11 protein-coding genes and 1 pseudogene are annotated in these 16,840 nt (G+C 65.6%); 4 read left to right on the top strand and 8 right to left on the bottom strand.

Annotation, left to right across the window (positions count from 1 at the left end):
- Positions 1 to 123: 123 nt before the first annotated feature.
- Positions 124 to 726 (bottom strand): TetR/AcrR family transcriptional regulator, encoded by a 603-nt coding sequence (locus BKG60_RS10525; RefSeq protein ID WP_070945409.1) that lies wholly within the window; start codon positions 724 to 726, stop codon positions 124 to 126.
- 147 nt (positions 727 to 873) lie between these two features.
- Between BKG60_RS10525 and BKG60_RS10520 the strand changes: the two genes are divergently transcribed.
- Both BKG60_RS10520 and BKG60_RS10515 read left to right on the top strand, forming a co-directional pair.
- The gene (locus BKG60_RS10520) at positions 874 to 1,320 is read left to right on the top strand and encodes an MmpS family transport accessory protein (RefSeq protein WP_070185854.1); all 447 of its coding nucleotides are present in this window, start codon (positions 874 to 876) and stop codon (positions 1,318 to 1,320) included.
- Positions 1,317 to 4,199, top strand: a pseudogene (locus BKG60_RS10515) (MMPL/RND family transporter). The gene BKG60_RS10520 and the pseudogene BKG60_RS10515 overlap by 4 nt, the downstream one beginning before the upstream one ends.
- Here the strand turns inward: BKG60_RS10515 and BKG60_RS10510 are convergent.
- The 4 genes from BKG60_RS10510 to BKG60_RS10495 all read right to left on the bottom strand — a co-directional run bounded on the left by BKG60_RS10510 (position 4,196) and on the right by BKG60_RS10495 (position 8,807).
- Complete coding sequence (locus BKG60_RS10510) at positions 4,196 to 4,843, bottom strand: LuxR C-terminal-related transcriptional regulator (protein WP_070945410.1); 648 nt, start codon at positions 4,841 to 4,843, stop codon at positions 4,196 to 4,198. The pseudogene BKG60_RS10515 and the gene BKG60_RS10510 overlap by 4 nt on opposite strands.
- A complete protein-coding gene (locus BKG60_RS10505) occupies positions 4,840 to 6,132 on the bottom strand; it encodes a sensor histidine kinase (protein WP_239251719.1) in 1,293 nt (430 codons plus the stop codon). The genes BKG60_RS10510 and BKG60_RS10505 overlap by 4 nt, the downstream gene beginning before the upstream one ends.
- A gap of 72 nt (positions 6,133 to 6,204) precedes the next feature.
- Positions 6,205 to 7,116: a TIGR03564 family F420-dependent LLM class oxidoreductase gene (locus tag BKG60_RS10500; RefSeq protein ID WP_070945412.1), complete on the bottom strand. Its 912-nt coding sequence runs from the start codon at positions 7,114 to 7,116 to the stop codon at positions 6,205 to 6,207.
- 389 nt (positions 7,117 to 7,505) lie between these two features.
- Entirely contained in the window at positions 7,506 to 8,807 is a 1,302-nt protein-coding gene (locus BKG60_RS10495) for an acetyl-CoA C-acetyltransferase (RefSeq protein WP_070945478.1), read from the bottom strand.
- 109 nt (positions 8,808 to 8,916) lie between these two features.
- Here BKG60_RS10495 and BKG60_RS10490 point away from each other — a divergent pair, with 109 nt between their 5' ends.
- Together BKG60_RS10490 and BKG60_RS10485 are read left to right on the top strand one after the other, a co-directional pair.
- Positions 8,917 to 10,269: a 3-oxoacyl-ACP reductase gene (locus BKG60_RS10490; protein ID WP_070945413.1), complete on the top strand. Its 1,353-nt coding sequence runs from the start codon at positions 8,917 to 8,919 to the stop codon at positions 10,267 to 10,269.
- 13 nt (positions 10,270 to 10,282) lie between these two features.
- Positions 10,283 to 11,098 (top strand): MaoC/PaaZ C-terminal domain-containing protein, encoded by an 816-nt coding sequence (locus BKG60_RS10485; RefSeq protein WP_070945479.1) that lies wholly within the window; start codon positions 10,283 to 10,285, stop codon positions 11,096 to 11,098.
- A 69-nt stretch (positions 11,099 to 11,167) separates the two neighbouring features.
- Here the strand turns inward: BKG60_RS10485 and BKG60_RS10480 are convergent, their stop codons facing one another.
- The 3 genes from BKG60_RS10480 to BKG60_RS10470 are packed head-to-tail and all read right to left on the bottom strand — an operon-like array spanning position 11,168 to position 16,741.
- The gene (locus BKG60_RS10480; protein WP_070945414.1) at positions 11,168 to 14,530 is read right to left on the bottom strand and encodes an ATP-binding protein; all 3,363 of its coding nucleotides are present in this window, start codon (positions 14,528 to 14,530) and stop codon (positions 11,168 to 11,170) included.
- Positions 14,523 to 15,278 carry a DUF4194 domain-containing protein gene (locus BKG60_RS10475; protein ID WP_070945415.1) on the bottom strand — a complete coding sequence of 252 codons (756 nt, stop codon included), beginning with the start codon at positions 15,276 to 15,278 and terminating at the stop codon, positions 14,523 to 14,525. Before BKG60_RS10475 ends, BKG60_RS10480 begins: the two co-directional genes overlap by 8 nt.
- The gene (locus tag BKG60_RS10470) at positions 15,275 to 16,741 is read right to left on the bottom strand and encodes a DUF3375 domain-containing protein (protein ID WP_070945416.1); all 1,467 of its coding nucleotides are present in this window, start codon (positions 16,739 to 16,741) and stop codon (positions 15,275 to 15,277) included. The genes BKG60_RS10475 and BKG60_RS10470 overlap by 4 nt, the downstream gene beginning before the upstream one ends.
- Between the last annotated feature and the right edge of the window lie 99 nt (positions 16,742 to 16,840).

The raw sequence follows: 16,840 nt of genomic DNA, 5'->3' as shown, positions 1-16,840 counted from the left end.
GCCCCGCTACCGACTCCGCATCCAACAACTCACGCTGATCATCAGAACGCCCCTGCACCCGCCCATCATCTCGAGAACATCGCCACAAACCCGGCCACCACGCCGAAATAATTCAGCAGACTCCTAGAACCGGGTGAGGCTCGGCATCAACACGTCGTCCACGAGGGCACGAACCGTCTCCTCTGTCGGCGGACGTCCCGGGATCAGGGAGCGGAACACCAGATAACCCGGCATGACGTCCCAGAGCTCGTCGTGAATGGCCTCCGCGGCGATCTCGCCGCGGGCCACCGCGTCGGCCAGAACCTCGGCCATCAGATTCTTGCGCTGCAGCACGAACTGGTTCTGCAGGGCGGTGCTCAGTTCTGGGCTGTGCGCGATCTCGGACATGATCGCACTCATCGTGCTGCCGTGCTCGCGAGCCTGTGCGCACACCGACGCACCGATGCTCAACAGGTCGGAACGCAATGAGCCGGTCCGGGGGGCGACCAGCTGAACCCGGGTGCCCTCGATGAACGCCGCCAGGACGAGTTCGGTCTTGGACGGCCAGCGCCGGTAGATGGTGGCCTTGCTGGACTTCGCCTCCGTCGCAACGGCTTCCACCGTCAAGCGGTCGTATCCGTACTGCTGCAACAGCCGCAGGGTCACCGCCAGGAGCTCGCCTTCGCGTTCGGTCCACTGCGACGCGGAAGCCGGCGCCGAACCACCGTGTGTCGAAGCGGAAGCCACGCGGAAATCCTTCCTTCTCGGCAAGCCCATCAGTCCACAGGTCTTGCCCGGCCCACGACTGTACCGTACGGTACCGTTCAGGTGCTTGGAACGGCCAAAAGACTCTCGCCTCCCGGCGCGCTGGCGCCGTTGTCGAAAGGCTCTGAGATGCAGGGGATCTCGGTAGGACGCCTGGTAAAGCGGCGCTGGACGGTGATCGTGGCCGTACTCGTGGTGGCGGTCGTCGCCTTCACCGTCAGTCGATTGCACGGCATCTTCGGCTCCGACAACGAGGTGTCCCGCCCGAGCGCCGACGCCCTGGAAAACACTGGATACAACCCGAAGCGGGTTCTCTTCGAAGTGTTCGGATCGCCCGGTTCGATTGCGACCATCAACTATCTGGACATCGACGCACAGCCGCAGCGCGCCGAGGACGTCCCGCTGCCCTGGTCGCAGACGCTGGTCACCGACGATCCGACACTTTTCGCCGATCTGCGGGCGCAAGGCGACGGCGACACCATCGGCTGCCGCATCACCGTCAACGGTGTGGTCAAGGACGAAAGATCCACCGACAACGTGAACGGCTACATCGCGTGCTTGGACAAGTCCGCATGAGCGCCCACGGCACCGAACACATCGAACGTTCCAGGGCCGCGCGGACCATTCGCCTGCTCGCCGTACCAATCGTGCTGGTGTGGGTTGCGGTAGCTGCGCTGACGAACATCCTTGTGCCGCAGTTGGAAATCGTCGGCGCCGCGCGCTCGGTCGGTCTCAACGCACCGGACGCGCCGTCGACCGTGGCGATGCGACACATCGGCCAGGTCTTCGACGAGTTCGATTCCGACAGCGCGGCAATGGTCGTACTCGAAGGCGAACAGCCTCTCGGTGACGCCGCCCACCGCTTCTACGACACCCTGGTGAAACGGCTGGCCGCGGACACCGAACACGTCGAGCACATTCAGGACTTCTGGGGGGATCCGCTCACGGCGGGCGGCTCGCAGAGCAAGGACGGCAAGGCCGCCCTGGTGCAGGTGTACCTGGCCGGCAATCAGGGCGAGGCATTGTCGAACCAGTCCGTCGACGCCATCCGCGACGTCGTGGCCGGCGTGCCACCGCCTCCCGGGGTCAAGGCCTACGTCACCGGCGCCGCACCGCTGATCACCGACAACTTCGAAGTCGGCAGTAAAGGAACCGAAAGGGTCACCGGCATAACCTTTTTGGTCATCGCCGTGATGCTTTTGGTGGTCTACCGCTCGATCGTGACGATGCTGATCGTGCTGGCGACCGTCCTGATCGAACTGGCCGCGGCACGCGGTGTCGTGGCCGCGCTGGCGCATTCCGGGATCATCGGACTGTCCACGTATTCGACAAATCTGCTGACGTTGTTGGCGATCGCCGCGGGCACCGACTACGGCATCTTCATCATCGGCCGGTACCACGAGGCACGAACTCGCGGAATGGACCGCGAGACCGCGTATTACGACATGTTCCGCGGGACGGTGCACGTCATCGTCGGCTCGGGGCTGACCATCGCCGGCGCGGTGGCCTGCCTGCACTTCACTCGGCTGCCCTACTTCCAAACCCTGGGCGTGCCGGCCGCCATCGGCGTGCTCGTGACGCTGGCGGCAGCGCTGACCATCGGGCCTGCCGTGTTGACCATTTTCAGCCGGTTCGGATTACTGGAGCCGAAACGCAAGCTGCAGGCCCGCGGTTGGCGACGCATCGGTACGGCGATCGTGCGGTGGCCCGGCCCCATCCTGGTGGTGTCGTGTCTGATCGCACTCGTCGGCCTACTCGCCCTACCTGGCTACAAGACCAGCTACGACGGGCGGCCCTACCTCCCGGAGTCGGCCCCGGCCAACGTCGGTTACACCGCTGCCACCCGCCATTTCTCGGAGGCCCGGCTCAACCCCGAGCTGCTGATGATCGAAACCGACCATGACATGCGCAACCCCGCGGACATGCTGGTCCTCGAACGCGTCGCCAAAGCCGTTCTGCACACTCGCGGCATTGCACTGGTGCAGTCGATCACGCGGCCGTTGGGCACACCGATCAAGCACAGCTCGATCCCCTTTCAGATCAGTGCACAAAGCGCCAGCCAGATCATGAATCTGGGCTACCAGCAGGACCGCGCGGCCGATCTGCTCAAGCAGGCCAATGAGCTGTCCAACACGATCAACATCCTCAAACGGTAGGTCGCACTGCAGCAGGCCAGTGCTGCCGCCACCCACGAGCAGACCCAGGCCTTCCACGACACCGTCGCGATCGTGAACGATCTGCGGGACAAGATCGCCAACTTCGACGACCAGTTCCGGCCGCTGCGCAACTACTTCTACTGGGAGCCACACTGTTTCGACATTCCGATGTGCGCGGCGCTGCGGTCGGTGTTCGACGCGCTCGACGGAATCGACAAGCTCAGCGATCAGTTCGGACAGATCACCGCGAGCCTCGACAAACTCGATGCACTGCAACCGCAACTCGTTGCGCTCCTGCCGCCGCAGATCGCCATCCAGGAACGAAACCGCGATCTGACCCTGTCCAATTACGCGACCACGGCCGGAACCAACGCACAGTCCCAGGAAGCCCTCGAGAACGCAACCGCGATGGGGCAGGCGTTCGACACGGCCAAGAACGACGACTCGTTCTACCTGCCCCCAGAAGCATTCGACAACCCTGACTTCAAGCGCGGCTTGAAGCTGTTCCTCTCACCCGACGGCAAGGCCGCCCGCATGATCATCACGCATGAGGGCACTCCCGCCACCCCAGAGGGCATCTCACACATCGACGCCCTCAAAGACTCCGCATTCGACGCCATCAAGGCCACTCCCCTGTCGGACGCAAAGATCTACGTGGCCGGAACCGCGTCCGCCTACAAGGACATTCAAGACGGCGCCAAGTACGACCTGATCATCGCCGCGCTGGCGGCCATGTCGCTCATCCTGCTCATCATGATGTTCATCACCCGCAGCCTGATCGCCGCGATCGTCATCGTCGGCACGGTGGTCCTTTCTCTGGGTGCGTCGTTCGGTCTGTCAGTCCTGGTGTGGCAGTACATCTTCGGCATCCAGCTGTACTGGATCGTGCTGGCGCTGGCGATCATCCTGCTGCTGGCGGTGGGTGCTGACTACAACCTGCTGTTGATATCCCGATTCCAGGAAGAGATCGGGGCAGGGCTCAAGACCGGCATCATCCGCGCCATGGCCGGTACCGGCAAGGTGGTGACAGCGGCCGGTCTGGTGTTCGCGGCGACGATGTCGTCGTTCATTTTCAGCGATCTCATCGTGCTCGGTCAGATCGGCACCACCATCGGCCTCGGTCTGCTCTTCGACACCTTGATCGTCCGATCGTTCATGACACCGTCGATCGCCGCACTGCTGGGCCGGTGGTTCTGGTGGCCGCAGATCGTGCGACCCCGCCCGGCCAGCCGCATGTTGCGCCCGTACGGATCGCGCACCTCGGTGCGCCGTCTGCTCGAACCGGACGCCGAGCCCTAGGAGTTCAAGTAGGTGACGACAGCGAGCACGCGCCGGTGGTGCGCCGTCGACGGCGCCAGGTCGAGCTTGGTGAAGATGCCGCCGATGTGTTTCTCTACGGCACGTTCAGATATCGAAAGATGTGCGGCCATGGCACTGTTCGAGTGCCCCTCGGCCATCAAGGCAAGAACCTCGCGTTCGCGGGAAGTCAGCCGAGCCAACGCATCGCCGCTGCGCCGGGTCCCCATCAGCTGGCGCACCACCTCCGGATCGAGGGCCGTGCCCCCGGCAGCCACGCGCCGCACCGCGGCGTCGAACTCGCCGATGTCGGCCACGCGGTCCTTCAGCAGATAGCCCACCCCTTCCGGGTTCCCCGCCAGCAACTCAGCGGCATAACGGGTCTCGACCCACTGCGAGAACACGAGCACACCGACGTCCGGATGGGAACGCCGCAACGAGACCGCCGCGATCAGCCCTTCGTCGGTGAAGGTCGGCGGCATGCGGATGTCGACGACGAACACTTCAGGCCGCAGTGTCTCGGCGATCTCGCGTATCTCATCGGCCGTGCCCACCTTGGCCACGACTTCGTGCCCACGTTCGACGAGCAGTTGGGACAGGCCGTCCCGCAGGATCGCGTTGTCCTCGGCGATCGCCAGCCGGGTCACTGCAGCGGCCCTGACGGTACGACGGCACTGACCGTGGTGGGGCCGCCGAGAGGACTGTCGATGTCGAGGTGGCCGTCCACCATGCGCAGGCGATCTGTCAATCCTGTCAATCCTGAGCCGTTGGCGGGTTGGACGCCACCGGACCCGTTGTCCGTCACAGTGATCCGCAATCCGTGAGCATCGCTGGACAGCCGCACCGTGGCTCGCGTCGCGCCGGAATGCCGAGACACGTTGGCGAGCAACTCGGCCACACAGAAGTACGCCAGCGTCTCGACACCGATCGATGGGCGTACGGCGAGGTCGTCGACCAGCTCGACGGGGACGGGGTTTCGCGCCGCCAATGTCTGCACAGCCGGCACCAGACCGAGATCCAATGCAGGCGGACGGATCCCGCGGACCAGATCACGCAGTTCGGCGAGGGTGTCCCTGGTGTTCGCCAAAGCGTCGGAGACCAGTTGCCGGGCCCGATCAGCCTTGTCCGGGTCGGCCATCTTCTCCTCGGCGCGGGCCAGCGTCATCGCCACAGCGATGAGCCTGGCCTGGGTTCCGTCGTGCAGATCGCGCTCGACCCGGCGCAACGTGGCTGCCGAATCGTCTACGACATCGGCACGGGCCCGCTCGAGCTCGCCGACCCGGCGCTCGCGATCGGTCGGGGCCAGCAATGTTTCAGCCAGCCAGACATGGGCACGCCCGATTTCGATCATGATCCACGCCAACAGATACAGGCCGAGCAGTCCACCCGCCGACAGCAGGAGGTAGGTGCCGAGCGAGTCCACGGGTTCGCCGAGGCTGACGATCGCTTCACCGGTGATCACCCAGATCATCGGGGAGACCACCAGGACCGCCGATGCCACGACCCCGACCACCACCCCATAGCCGACGGGTGTCATCACGACGCTCTGCAGCAGAAGGAAACCCAGGCTGCGCCAGCCGACGCCGTCCGTCAGCGCAGCCGCCACGGTGTGAGCCCAACTGGCCTGCCGTACAAAGGGCGCCGATGGGTCGATCGTGACCCCGACCAGCCGGGCCAGCGACCGGTACAGCGCGTTCCACCATCGACCCGACAGCACCACGAGAGCCACCAAGGGTATGCCGACCAGGGTGACGAGCAACAGCCCAGAAGTCAGGCCGGTCACGAACAGGTAGACGACACCGACGAGAGCAAGGACGCTCACCAGCAGGAAATAGAGATAGCCACGGCAGGCCGCCGCGGTGAACGGGGTCAGCAGTGTTCGGCGCCGGTCATCGGATGCAGAGGTGGATGTGCTTGCGGTGGTCGTCACGGTCATCATCGTTGCCGGACAGGTTGGCACCGGACCATGGTGCAGTCCAGCCAATATGGGGTGTGGCTGGCCACACCGTCAGCTGTCGAGGGAGCGCAGCAGAGCCCTTGTGCGGGCCCGGGTTTCCGGGGAAGCGTCGAACACCACCCCGACATATTCGTCGACACCGACGGTTCCGAGCGCCCGGATGCGTTCCGCCACAGTGTTTTCATCGCCGATGATGGCCGCGTCCTCGGGGCCCGCATAGCCCTCCCGGTCGAGCATGGCCCGATAGGACGGCAAGTGCCCGTACATCGCGAACTGCTTGGCGGCCTGAGCGCGGGCGCCATCGACGTCATCGGTGACGCTCACCGGGAGTGCCGCGACCACCCGCACCCGGCGGTCCCCGGCTGCCTCCCGCAGTGTCGGGGCAACATGCTCGGCCAGCGTGGTCGGCCCCGTCATCCAGGTGACGGTGCCCGCGGTGCGGCGACCCGCGAGCTTGAGCAGTTGCGGTCCCAGGGCGGCGATGTACACATCGGGTGCCGGCGCGCCGGGGATCTGCAGTGCGCCGCGCGTGGTGACCGTCTCGCCCGGAGCGTCGGCGGGCTCGCCGGCCAGCAGCGGCTGCAGCCCGTCGAGATACTCACGCAGGCGGCGGACGGGCTTGTCCCACGGAATGCCCCACATACCCTCGGTCACCGCGGCGTGCGTCATGCCGAGCCCGAGCAGAAACCGGCCGCCGCTGATCAGGCTGAGCGTGAGCGCGCGCTGGGCCAGCAGCATCGGGTGTTGATTCTGAATGGGGATGACCCCCGTGCCGACCTCGATCCCGTCGACCTCACGGAAAGCCACCGCGAGCACGGTCAGCAGGTCGGGTTCATAGGGCATCTGCGTCATCCACACCCGCCGGAACCCCTCGTCGCGCAGTTGCGCAAGGTTCTCTACGGTGGCGTCGACCGGGGAGCGGCTGCCGGTGTCACTGAGGGAGGCGATGAGGCTGATCTGCATGGCACCACGCTATGCGGAGAACAGTCGCAGGGGACCAGAAGGGGAAGGGACTTCAGAAAATAGGGCGGGTTCGGGAGGACACTTGGGGGCGTCTCAATTTGTCTCACGCAGCCGGTTTTTCACCCCTGTACCGACTCTTTGGATCAGTCACTCCCGAACCCGTCGTAGGCTCGATCGTACGCCTCGGGTACCCCTCAAACCAGAGAAAAGTACGGCCGATTTTGCCGAGAATAAGAAGCTAGGTGCCCCGTGTTGCCGTCGGGTCGGGGGGTCAGACGGCAACACGGAGCTACCCGTGTATCGACCTCTATGCCGTGGCCGTTACACACCGGAGAAAACAAACTTTTCGAATGTTTTTCCGGCCGGCGTTTGTGGAGGTCACGCCCGCATCAGGCTTCCAGAATCGCGGCGACGCCCTGCCCACCGGCGGCGCAGATCGAGATCAGTCCGCGCACCGGCTGACCGGTTTCCTTCTTCTTCTCGCTCAGTTGCTTGGCGAGCTGCGCCACGATCCGGCCGCCGGTGGCCGCGAACGGATGGCCCGCCGCCAACGACGACCCGTTGACGTTGAGCTTGGATTTATCGAGCCTTCCCAGTGCCGTACTCAAGCCGAGGCGCTCCTTGCAGTACTCGTCGGAGTCCCAGGCCGCCAGCGTGGCCAGCACCACCGACGCGAACGCCTCGTGGATCTCGTAGAAGTCGAAATCCTGCAGTGTCAGTCCGTTGCGGGCGAGCAGCCGGGGCACCGCGTAGGTGGGCGCCATCAGCAGGCCGTCGGGCCCGTTGACGTAGTCGACGCCGGCGGTCTCCGAGTCGACGAAGTAGGCCAGCGGCTCGTGACCGTGCGCCTGAGCCCACTCCTCACTGGCCAGCAGCGCCACCGAGGCACCGTCGGTCAGCGGGGTCGAGTTGCCCGCGGTCATGGTCGCGTCGCCGGCCTTGACGCCGAACACCGGCTTGAGCTTGGCCAGCTTCTCGGGCGTGGAGTCCGCCCGCAGGTTGTTGTCGCGATACAGGCCAAGGAACGGCGTGACCAGATCGTCGAAGAATCCGCTGTCGTAGGCGGCGGCCATGTTGCGGTGACTGGCGGCGGCCAGTTCGTCCTGGTCGACGCGCTTGACGCCCATCTTCTTGGCGGTCACCGCGGCATGCTCGCCCATCGACATGCCGGTGCGGGGCTCGCTGTTGACCGGGATCTCCACGCCGAGCGCGGCCGGCAGCTTGCCGACCAGCTTGAGCCGGTCCAGGTTGGACTTCGCCCGGCGCAAGCCCAACAGCACCTGGCGCAGGTCGTTGCCGAACGCGATCGGGGCGTCGGAGGCGGTGTCCACGCCACCTGCCGCCGCGGAGTCGTATTGCCCCAGCGCGATGGCGTTCGCGGCCGCGGTCGCGGCCTGCAGACCGGTGCCGCAGGCCTGCTGGATGTCGTAGGCAGGCGTGTAGGGCGACAACGAGCTGCCCAGCACGCATTCGCGCATGAGGTTGAAATCACGGCTGTGCTTGAGCACCGCGCCGCCGATCACCGCGCCGAGACGTTCACCGGCCAGATCGAAACGGTCGATCAGCCCGTCCAAGGCGGCGGTGAACATGTCCTGGTTGGAGGCGTTGGCATACGCGCCGTCGGACCGCGCGAACGGAATCCTGTTGCCACCCAATACGGCAACGCGTCGCCGGGTCGTGTTGTTGGCCATCTGTTTGCCCTCCACTGTCGGGTTGTCCGGGGCCATATTACCCACTGTTCTTACTCTGGAGTAAGTTCGGTGTAGACAACGCAGTACTGCGAAGCGAAAGGCAGCTGAAGTGGCTTCCGACCTGTTCTCCCAAGTCGTCAACTCCGGGCCGGGATCGTTCCTGGCCAAGCAGCTGGGCGTGCCGCAGCCCGAAACATTGCGCCGGTATCGCCCCGGCCAGCCGCCCTTGAACGGTTCCTTGCTGATCGGCGGGGAAGGCCGCGTCGTCGAGCCCATGCGCGCCGCACTGGCCGGCGACTACGACGTGGTGTCCAACAACATCGGCGGCCGCTGGGCCGATTCGTTCGGCGGCGTCGTGCTCGATGCCACCGGTATCGCCGACGCCTCCGGGCTCAAAGAGCTCTACCAGTTCTTCACCCCGGTGCTGCGCAACCTGGCCTCCTGCGCGCGGGTGGTCGTCATCGGCACCACCCCGGATGAGGCGGACAGCGTCCACGCCCAGATCGCGCAGCGCGCCCTCGAAGGCTTCACCCGCTCGCTGGGTAAGGAGCTGCAGCGCGGTGCCACCGCATCGCTGGTGTACCTGGCCGCCGACGCCAAGCCGGGCGCCACTGGCCTGGAGTCCACGCTGCGCTTCATCCTCTCGGCCAAGTCGGCCTACGTCGACGGACAGGTGTACCGGGTCGGCGCCGCCGATTCCACCCCGCCGGCCGATTGGGACAAGCCGCTGGCCGGCAAGGTGGCCGTGGTGACCGGTGCGGCCCGCGGCATCGGCGCGACCATCGCCGAGGTGTTCGCGCGTGACGGCGCGACCGTGGTGGCGGTAGACGTTCCCCAGGCCGCCGAGGACCTGGGCAAGGTCGCCGAGAAGGTCGGTGGCAGCGCATTGACGCTGGATGTCACCGCCGACGACGCAGTCGAGCAGATCGTCGCCCATGTCACCGCGCAGCACGGCGGCAAGGTGGACGTGCTGGTCAACAACGCCGGCATCACCCGCGACAAGCTGCTGGCCAACATGGACGAGAGCCGGTGGGATTCGGTGATCGCGGTGAACCTGCTTGCCCCGCAGCGCCTCACCGAGGGCCTGGTGGAAGCCGGTGCACTCGGCGAGGGCGGCCGGGTGATCGGGCTGTCCTCGATGGCCGGCATCGCCGGTAACCGCGGCCAGACCAACTACGCCGCCACCAAGGCCGGGATGATCGGGCTCACCGACGCGCTGGCCCCGGTGCTGGGCGAAAAGGGCATCACGATCAACGCCGTGGCCCCCGGCTTCATCGAGACCAAGATGACCGACGCCATCCCACTGGCCACCCGTGAGGTCGGCCGCCGGCTCAACTCGCTGTTCCAGGGCGGCAAGCCGGTGGACGTGGCCGAGCTGATCGCCTACTTCGCCAGCCCCGCCTCGAATGCGGTGACCGGCAACACCATCCGGGTCTGCGGCCAGGCCATGCTGGGGGCGTGAGCACGTGAACAACATGCTGCGCGCCGTCGTCGGCGCCCTGCCGTTCATCCCGCGCGACGACACCCTGCCGGCGCACACCATCACGGTCGACGAACTGCCCATCGACCCGGCCAACGTAGCCGCCTATGCACAGGTGACCGGGTTGCGCTTCGGCGACACCCTGCCGCTGACCTACCCGTTCGCACTGACCTTCCCGACGGTGATGTCGTTGGTCACCGGATTCGATTTTCCGTTCGCCGCAATGGGTTCGGTGCACATCGAAAACCACATCACGCAGTACAAGCCGGTCAAGGTGACCGATACCGTGAACGCGGCCGTGCACGCGGAGAACCTGCGTGAACACCGCAAAGGCCTGCTGGTCGACATCGTCACCGACCTCAAGGTGGGCAACGATGTGGCGTGGCATCAGGTGACGACGTTCCTGCACCAGCAGAAGACCAGCCTGTCGGGTGAGCCCAAACCGGAACCGGAGAAGCAGCCGAAGCTGCCGCCGCCCAACGCGATCCTGAACATCACCGCGGGCCAGATCCGGAACTACGCGTCGATCGGTGGGGACCACAACCCCATCCACACCAACGGGATCGCCGCCAAGCTGTTCGGCTTCCCCACCGTGATCGCGCACGGGATGTACAGTGCCGCAGCTGTCTTGACCAACATCGAGGGGCAGCTCCCCGAGGCGGTCAAGTATTCGGTGCGGTTCGCCAAGCCCGTCGTGCTGCCTGCGAAAGCCGGTCTCTACGTCGAGCGCGACACCAACGGCTGGGAACTGACCCTGCGCAACCTGAAGAAGGGCTACCCGCACCTGACCGCGACGGTCACCGGGCTCTGACCCACCGAGTGTGCGTACAGATCGCGATCTGACGCGATAACGCGATCTGTACGCACGCTCGCCGCTACATCAGGCGCTGGGTACCGCGTCGCCCGAAGTGCGTCGCAGGTCAGCGAATTCCGAGATCGACGCCGAGGTGACCGAAGCGACCGGCCGGGCGTTGGGCGCCGAGGCGTCGGATTTGGACACCATCACCACGTTGTCGATGTAGGGCTGGATCGTCGTGCTGTTCTGCACGGTCGAGACGATCACCAACTGGAAGCCGAACTTGCGGAACGCCGACAACGCCTGCTGGGCGAACTGCGGATCCGACTTGGAGAACGCCTCGTCCAGCATCAACTGGGCGAACAGCGGCCGGGTGTCGTTGCTGTCCGGGCTGGCCAGGTTGAAGCTCAACGCCCCCGCCAGGCAGAACGCCATCAACTTCTCCTGCTCACCGCCGGAGTTGTCACCGGAGTTGCTGTAGGTGCGGATCACCTCGCCGGTCTCGGCGTCGCGCTCTTCGCAGTACAGCACGAACCGGTTGCGCACATCCAGCGCGTCACGGGTCCACTGCCGGTCCTCGGGGGTGTTGCCGGCCAACAACTTCCGGAGTTGAAGAATGTCGGTGTACTGCTCGAACATCGCAGTCTCGTCGCCGAAGCTGACCAGGGAGACGCGCGCCGAGATCCGCTGGGCCTTCTCGTTCAGTTCGTCGACGGCCGCCAGGTGCCGGGTGCCAGCATGCAGGGTGAGCCGGGTGCCCCGGTTGAACTCCACCGCACCCAAGCCCGTGTTCACCCGGGCGATCTGCTCGGTGATCCGACGGGCCTCGTTGTCGGCGATCATGTGCAAGTTCAGGATCGCGCCCGGAGCCTGCTCGGTGATCAGCCGCTGCATCCGCTCGTAGGCGTCGGGTAGCTCACGCTCGTCGATCCGGCGGCACAGCGCCACATAGTCGTGCACCCGCTCGTCGAACACATCGCTGTCGTTGGGGATCGCATCGGGGAACGAGCTGTCGTATGCGGCCATGATCCCGGCCAACTCGTCGTGCGAGCGGTTCCGGTCCGCCCGCAACCGATCCCGCTCTCGGCTGATGACGCGGATCAGTTCGTTTCGGTACGGCTCCGGTTCGAGCAATTCCAGGGTCAGAGCGATGTCGGTGGCATATCCGTCGATCGTGTCGCGGGCATGCGACGGAAACTCGTTCGAGCCGAGCCGCTCGGTCAGCACCTCGCTCAGCTCCAGCAACGCGGTTCGCCTGCGATCCAGTGCGGTCTCACGTTCGTTGAGCGAGCCGATCTGCTGGATGACCTTCTCGACTCGCTCCCAACATTCGTCGGCTCGCTGTTGCAGCCGTTCGGCATCCGGATTGTCCGAGACCAGCAGATTGTGTTCGTCCTGCAGCCGCTCGAGCATCTCATCGACCGAATCGGTGTCGATGTCGCTCCACTGCATGTACTGGTCGCACAGCGCTCGGCAGGCCCGTTCCCGTGATTGCAACTGTCCGCGGTGGTCGTCCAGCCGCTCACGCGCAGTGCGCGCCACCTGGTACAGATCCTGCGCGGCCGTCAGATCATCTTGCAGCGCTTCGATTTTGGCCGCCGTCCCGCCGAGGAAGATGTAGTCGGAGGGCCGCAGCCTCGACCGGTCGTCCTTGATCGAAAGCCTGCCACTGTCTTTGCGCAGGCCCTGATCGGTGACCGCGCGGGACTGTTCGGTGAACTCCCCCGGACCGTCGACACACACGTAATCGCCGGTGCTTGCGATCACGTTGAGCGCCTCCACGGCGCTGTCATGCGTCGGGTCGGCCAACTGGAGTTTGGTGGCCAGCGTGCCCGGAGGCGGGGTCCGCAACTGCGAACCATGCTGGACATGCTGCAGCTGGATCCGGCCGCGCATGTCGTTCTCGTTGACGAAGCGCAGCGCCCGCTCCATATGGGCATCGGGCACCAGCAGACGTAAACCGGCCCCGCGCAACACTTTCTCGACGGCCAGCCGCCACCGGGACTCATCTGGCTTGAGCTCCATCAGCTCGGCGACATACACCAGATCACGCTCGGAGATGTCGAGCGCCCTGGCGATACGGGCCCGCATCTCATATTCGGTCCGCGGCAGCGGGGAGCCCAGTCGCTGCACGCGTTCCAGCTCGGCCTCCACATTCTCGCGTGCCTCACGGGCGCGGACTTCCTTGGCCGAGGCCTCGACATAGGGCTGATTGCCCGTGAACAGTTCGCGGTGCAGCCGGTCGGCTTCCTCCATCAAAGTTTCGCGGAGCGACCAGAATTCCTCGCCGTCGTCCGGCGGGGTCAGCCCCAGCGAGGTGACCTTGTCCTCATAGGTGCTGCGTCGGCGCGACACCTCCTCGCTGATCCGCTCGGCCTCGGTGAGGCGTTGCTGCAACGGCACCAGATCCACGGTGACGGTGTTGATTTGAGCCATCAGCGAATTGTGCTCGTTCTTGAGCTGGCGCTGCTGGGTACCGAACTCGTCTCGCTGGGCGCCGAGTTGGGTGATCTGATCGTCGAGGTTGGCTATCTCCGGACCGGCCTGGGCCAGCCGCACATGGTCGATGTAATCGCGGATCATCGCGTTGTCGATGGTGTCGATCACCCCGAACTTGGCCGCCTCGTCGGCGTAACGCGCCTGTACCGCGGCGATGTTGCCGAGGGTGTTGCGTTTACGCCGGGCCACGTCGAGCAGGCCGCGGGCCTCGACCAGCGGGTTGATCTGTTCGAGCGCTTCCTCCACGCCGCTGAGGCTGGCCGGCTCGTCGAGCATGAACTCTCGGACGAATTGCTCCAGGCCGCCCACGCTTTTGAGTGATTTCGCCTTACCGAGCAGCTGTTGGGCAGCGTCGGAGGCACGGATGCCGATACTGGAATACAGCTGGGCCAGGTACTGGCTCTCACTGCGGCCCCCGGTCCAGCCGTCGTCGCGGAACACCGCAGCGTCATACCCGTTGGCCGCCCACCGGTTACACAGCCCGAAGATGTCCCGATCGTCGTCGATCAAGTAGTAGCGGCTGCCCGGATCCGAATTTTTCTCGGCAGCAAGCCATTTGAGCACCAACCCGGTGACCGAGCGCCCAGTGCGGTCGCTGTAGGTGACCGCGACCGCCGACCAGGCCGGGCCCGTCCCCCGCAGGTACATGATCTGGCGGTTGGTGCCCTCGCGCCGCTCACCCCAGGCGCCGCGCACGTACTTGTCGACCGTGCGCTTGCCGGTGCCCGAACCCGCCGCGGTGGTGTCGCCGGAGGCGTTGAAGTTACGGCGGTGCGACGGCAGGAAGGCCAGCGAAATCGCATCCAGCAGTGAGGATTTACCGCTCCCCGAGGACCCGGTGATCAGTGTCCCGTGCGGGCTGAACGGGATCGAGTGATAGCCGTCGAACACGCCCCAGTTGATGACCTGCAGGCGCGACAGAGAGAACTGGTTGGTCGGTTCAGCCATGAGCGTCCACATCGTCGGAGAGCCGTTCGGAAAGGTCGGTGTCGCCGGAATCGTCGAGAGTGCCGTTGGCGGCCCGCTTGAGCTGCTCGAACTGCTGCTGCAATTCGGTGATCATCGAGGCCGTCATGATCGCATTGACCACCGGGCTGATGGTGAAACTGTCCTCGTCCTCGCGGTTGCGTGCCAGCATCTCGATGTCGGTGAGCCGCTCGATCGCGTTGTCGATCCGTTTGTCGAACGAGGCGGTGTCGCGGTCGGTGTCGTTGTTCACCCCGGCGAACAGCTCGTGGATCTCGTCACGGCTGATCAACACGTTCTCGTCGCGGGCCGCGGCGCGCATGAGCTTGGCCAGGTGCAGGGCCAGGATCGAGTCGTAGGTGTTGAGGGTCTCGCGTCGCAGCAGCCGGCGCCGCCACTGCGACTCGTAGTCGGCCTGCTCGACGTAGGCGATGTCGTGGTCATCCGAGATACACAGTCGCATATCGAGTTCCGACAACCGCACGGTGAGCTCGGTGCGGTAGCGGGTGACCCAGGCCCACAGCTCGGAGTGATTGTCCTTGCTGACGTAGCGCCGCGACAGCAGGTGCTGCAGGGCCCAGCAGGCGCGGTCGGGTAGTTCGCTGACATCCCCGTCGAAGCGCGGTGCGCGACGCTGGTCGGTGGTCCGCTCGACGGCGTCGATGCTGGGCAGGGCATCGAAATCGATCACCCCATCTTTGACGGGCGACAGGTCGGGGGTGTCGGTCATAGCAGGCTCTCGCTGACGGTAGGGATCGGCTCGGTGAAAACCAGTCGGGGGATCTCGATTTCGCGGTCGGTGCCCTCCAATGAGCGGAACCGCACCCGGACGGATTCGGCCCCGTCGGTGGATTGTTGCTTGAGCGCCCAGGACCACAGCACGATCACGTGCCCGAGGTAGGCCGAATCCAGCATCTCGATCGCATCGGGCAACGACAACGGGCCGCGTTGCACCGCGCCGTTGATCAGTGAAGCCAGCTCGGCGGCATCCACCTGCGAGGCCAGCGCCGAGAACGCCGACAGATTCACCTCACCTTCCGAGGGCTCGGCCTGCGACGGCGGGATCGCGTCACGGATCTTGAATGCCACGGCGCCGATCGAATTGAAGTCGGTGCGGACCAACGGCACCTCGACACCGATGCGGCTGTCCGCCAGGGAGACACTGAGCAGGTCATGCGCACTGGCCAAGGCGTCGTTGAGCTGGCGGGTGACGCCGCGGCTGTGCTCGAGGGTTCCGGAGGCGACGAAGCGCTTGATGCGGCGCGCGCAGCGTTGCCTGGTCCGGCCGACTTCGGCCGTCTGCGCCGATACCAGGCCGAAGAATCCGGTCATCACCTCCCGTAGGCCCGGATCCAGGTGCGGGAGCTCCCGGGTGACCGCGTCGATGTCTGCCACCAGCGCCGCGCGCTGTTCCGGGTCCTGAATCATCCGGGTGAAAGCGGTGTACGACGCGCTCTCGCGGGACGCGAACAGCGACTCGTAATCGTCGAACAACTGACGCTGGCGCTCGCGGTAGCCCAGATCGGTGTCGGCGGAGGCGTCCAGCAGGCGTGTGGTGATGCGGTTGAGCATGCTGCCGTACTGGCCGATGTCAGAGATGATCTGTTCCATCTGCAGGGCGATGGCGCGGGCCTCGTCCTCCACGTCGACCAGGTCGGGTTCGGGACGCTGTCCCTGGTCCAGGGCATCCAATTCGTCACGCAGCTTGGCGATCTCGGCTTCGATGTCAGCCCGGATACGTTCGGGATCGTTGCTGACCTGACCGGCCACCCGGCGCAACCCGGCCGCGATGCCGGTGATCGAGCCGCCGGTGGCGATGGTGTCCTCGCGACGCATGCGGCGGGCGAAATCCAGAACGGCTCGCGCCTCGTAGGTGAGGTAGCAGACGTTGCGTTCGGTGGCGCCGGACTGCTCGGTGATCCGGTGCAGCCAGCCCTGACTGGCCCAGTATTTGATCAGCGCCAGGGCGGACTGCTCCGATTCCGAGCCCAGGTCGGCCAGATCACGTTCCAGCCGGACCACGAGCTCGATCTCGGTGAGCTTGGCACCGCGGTCCAGGTGGCGTTCCATCAGGGTGAGGTACGTGGCCAGGTTGTTCGTCGCCAGCAGCCGCGCCGAACGCGAATCGGCGACCTCGCGATTGAGCTGATAGAGCTGGTCCAGCGAGGGGCCGCTCACACCCGGTTCAGGCATGGCCGGGCGCTTCCGTCGCGTTGAACATTGGCACCACTTTAGGCGGCTGACGCGACAGGCCCCGACGCCCGCTCGGTTTGCTGTCCGCCATAGTGACCC

The organism is Mycobacterium syngnathidarum (assembly GCF_001942625.1).
Classification (GTDB): Bacteria; Actinomycetota; Actinomycetes; order Mycobacteriales; family Mycobacteriaceae; genus Mycobacterium; species Mycobacterium syngnathidarum.
This window is presented reverse-complemented; position numbering and strand designations above follow the sequence as displayed.

Bases quoted from the DNA above. Each gene is read 5' to 3' on its own strand.
- BKG60_RS10520 (WP_070185854.1), top strand. From the start codon at position 874: ATGCAGGGGATCTCGGTAGGACGCCTGGTAAAGCGGCGCTGGACGGTG.
- BKG60_RS10505 (WP_239251719.1), bottom strand. From the start codon at position 6,132: ATGACCGTGACGACCACCGCAAGCACATCCACCTCTGCATCCGATGAC.
- BKG60_RS10500 (WP_070945412.1), bottom strand. From the start codon at position 7,116: ATGCAGATCAGCCTCATCGCCTCCCTCAGTGACACCGGCAGCCGCTCC.
- BKG60_RS10495 (WP_070945478.1), bottom strand. From the start codon at position 8,807: ATGGCCAACAACACGACCCGGCGACGCGTTGCCGTATTGGGTGGCAAC.
- BKG60_RS10485 (WP_070945479.1), top strand. From the start codon at position 10,283: ATGCTGCGCGCCGTCGTCGGCGCCCTGCCGTTCATCCCGCGCGACGAC.
- BKG60_RS10480 (WP_070945414.1), bottom strand. From the start codon at position 14,530: ATGGCTGAACCGACCAACCAGTTCTCTCTGTCGCGCCTGCAGGTCATC.
- BKG60_RS10475 (WP_070945415.1), bottom strand. From the start codon at position 15,278: ATGACCGACACCCCCGACCTGTCGCCCGTCAAAGATGGGGTGATCGAT.
- BKG60_RS10470 (WP_070945416.1), bottom strand. From the start codon at position 16,741: ATGCCTGAACCGGGTGTGAGCGGCCCCTCGCTGGACCAGCTCTATCAG.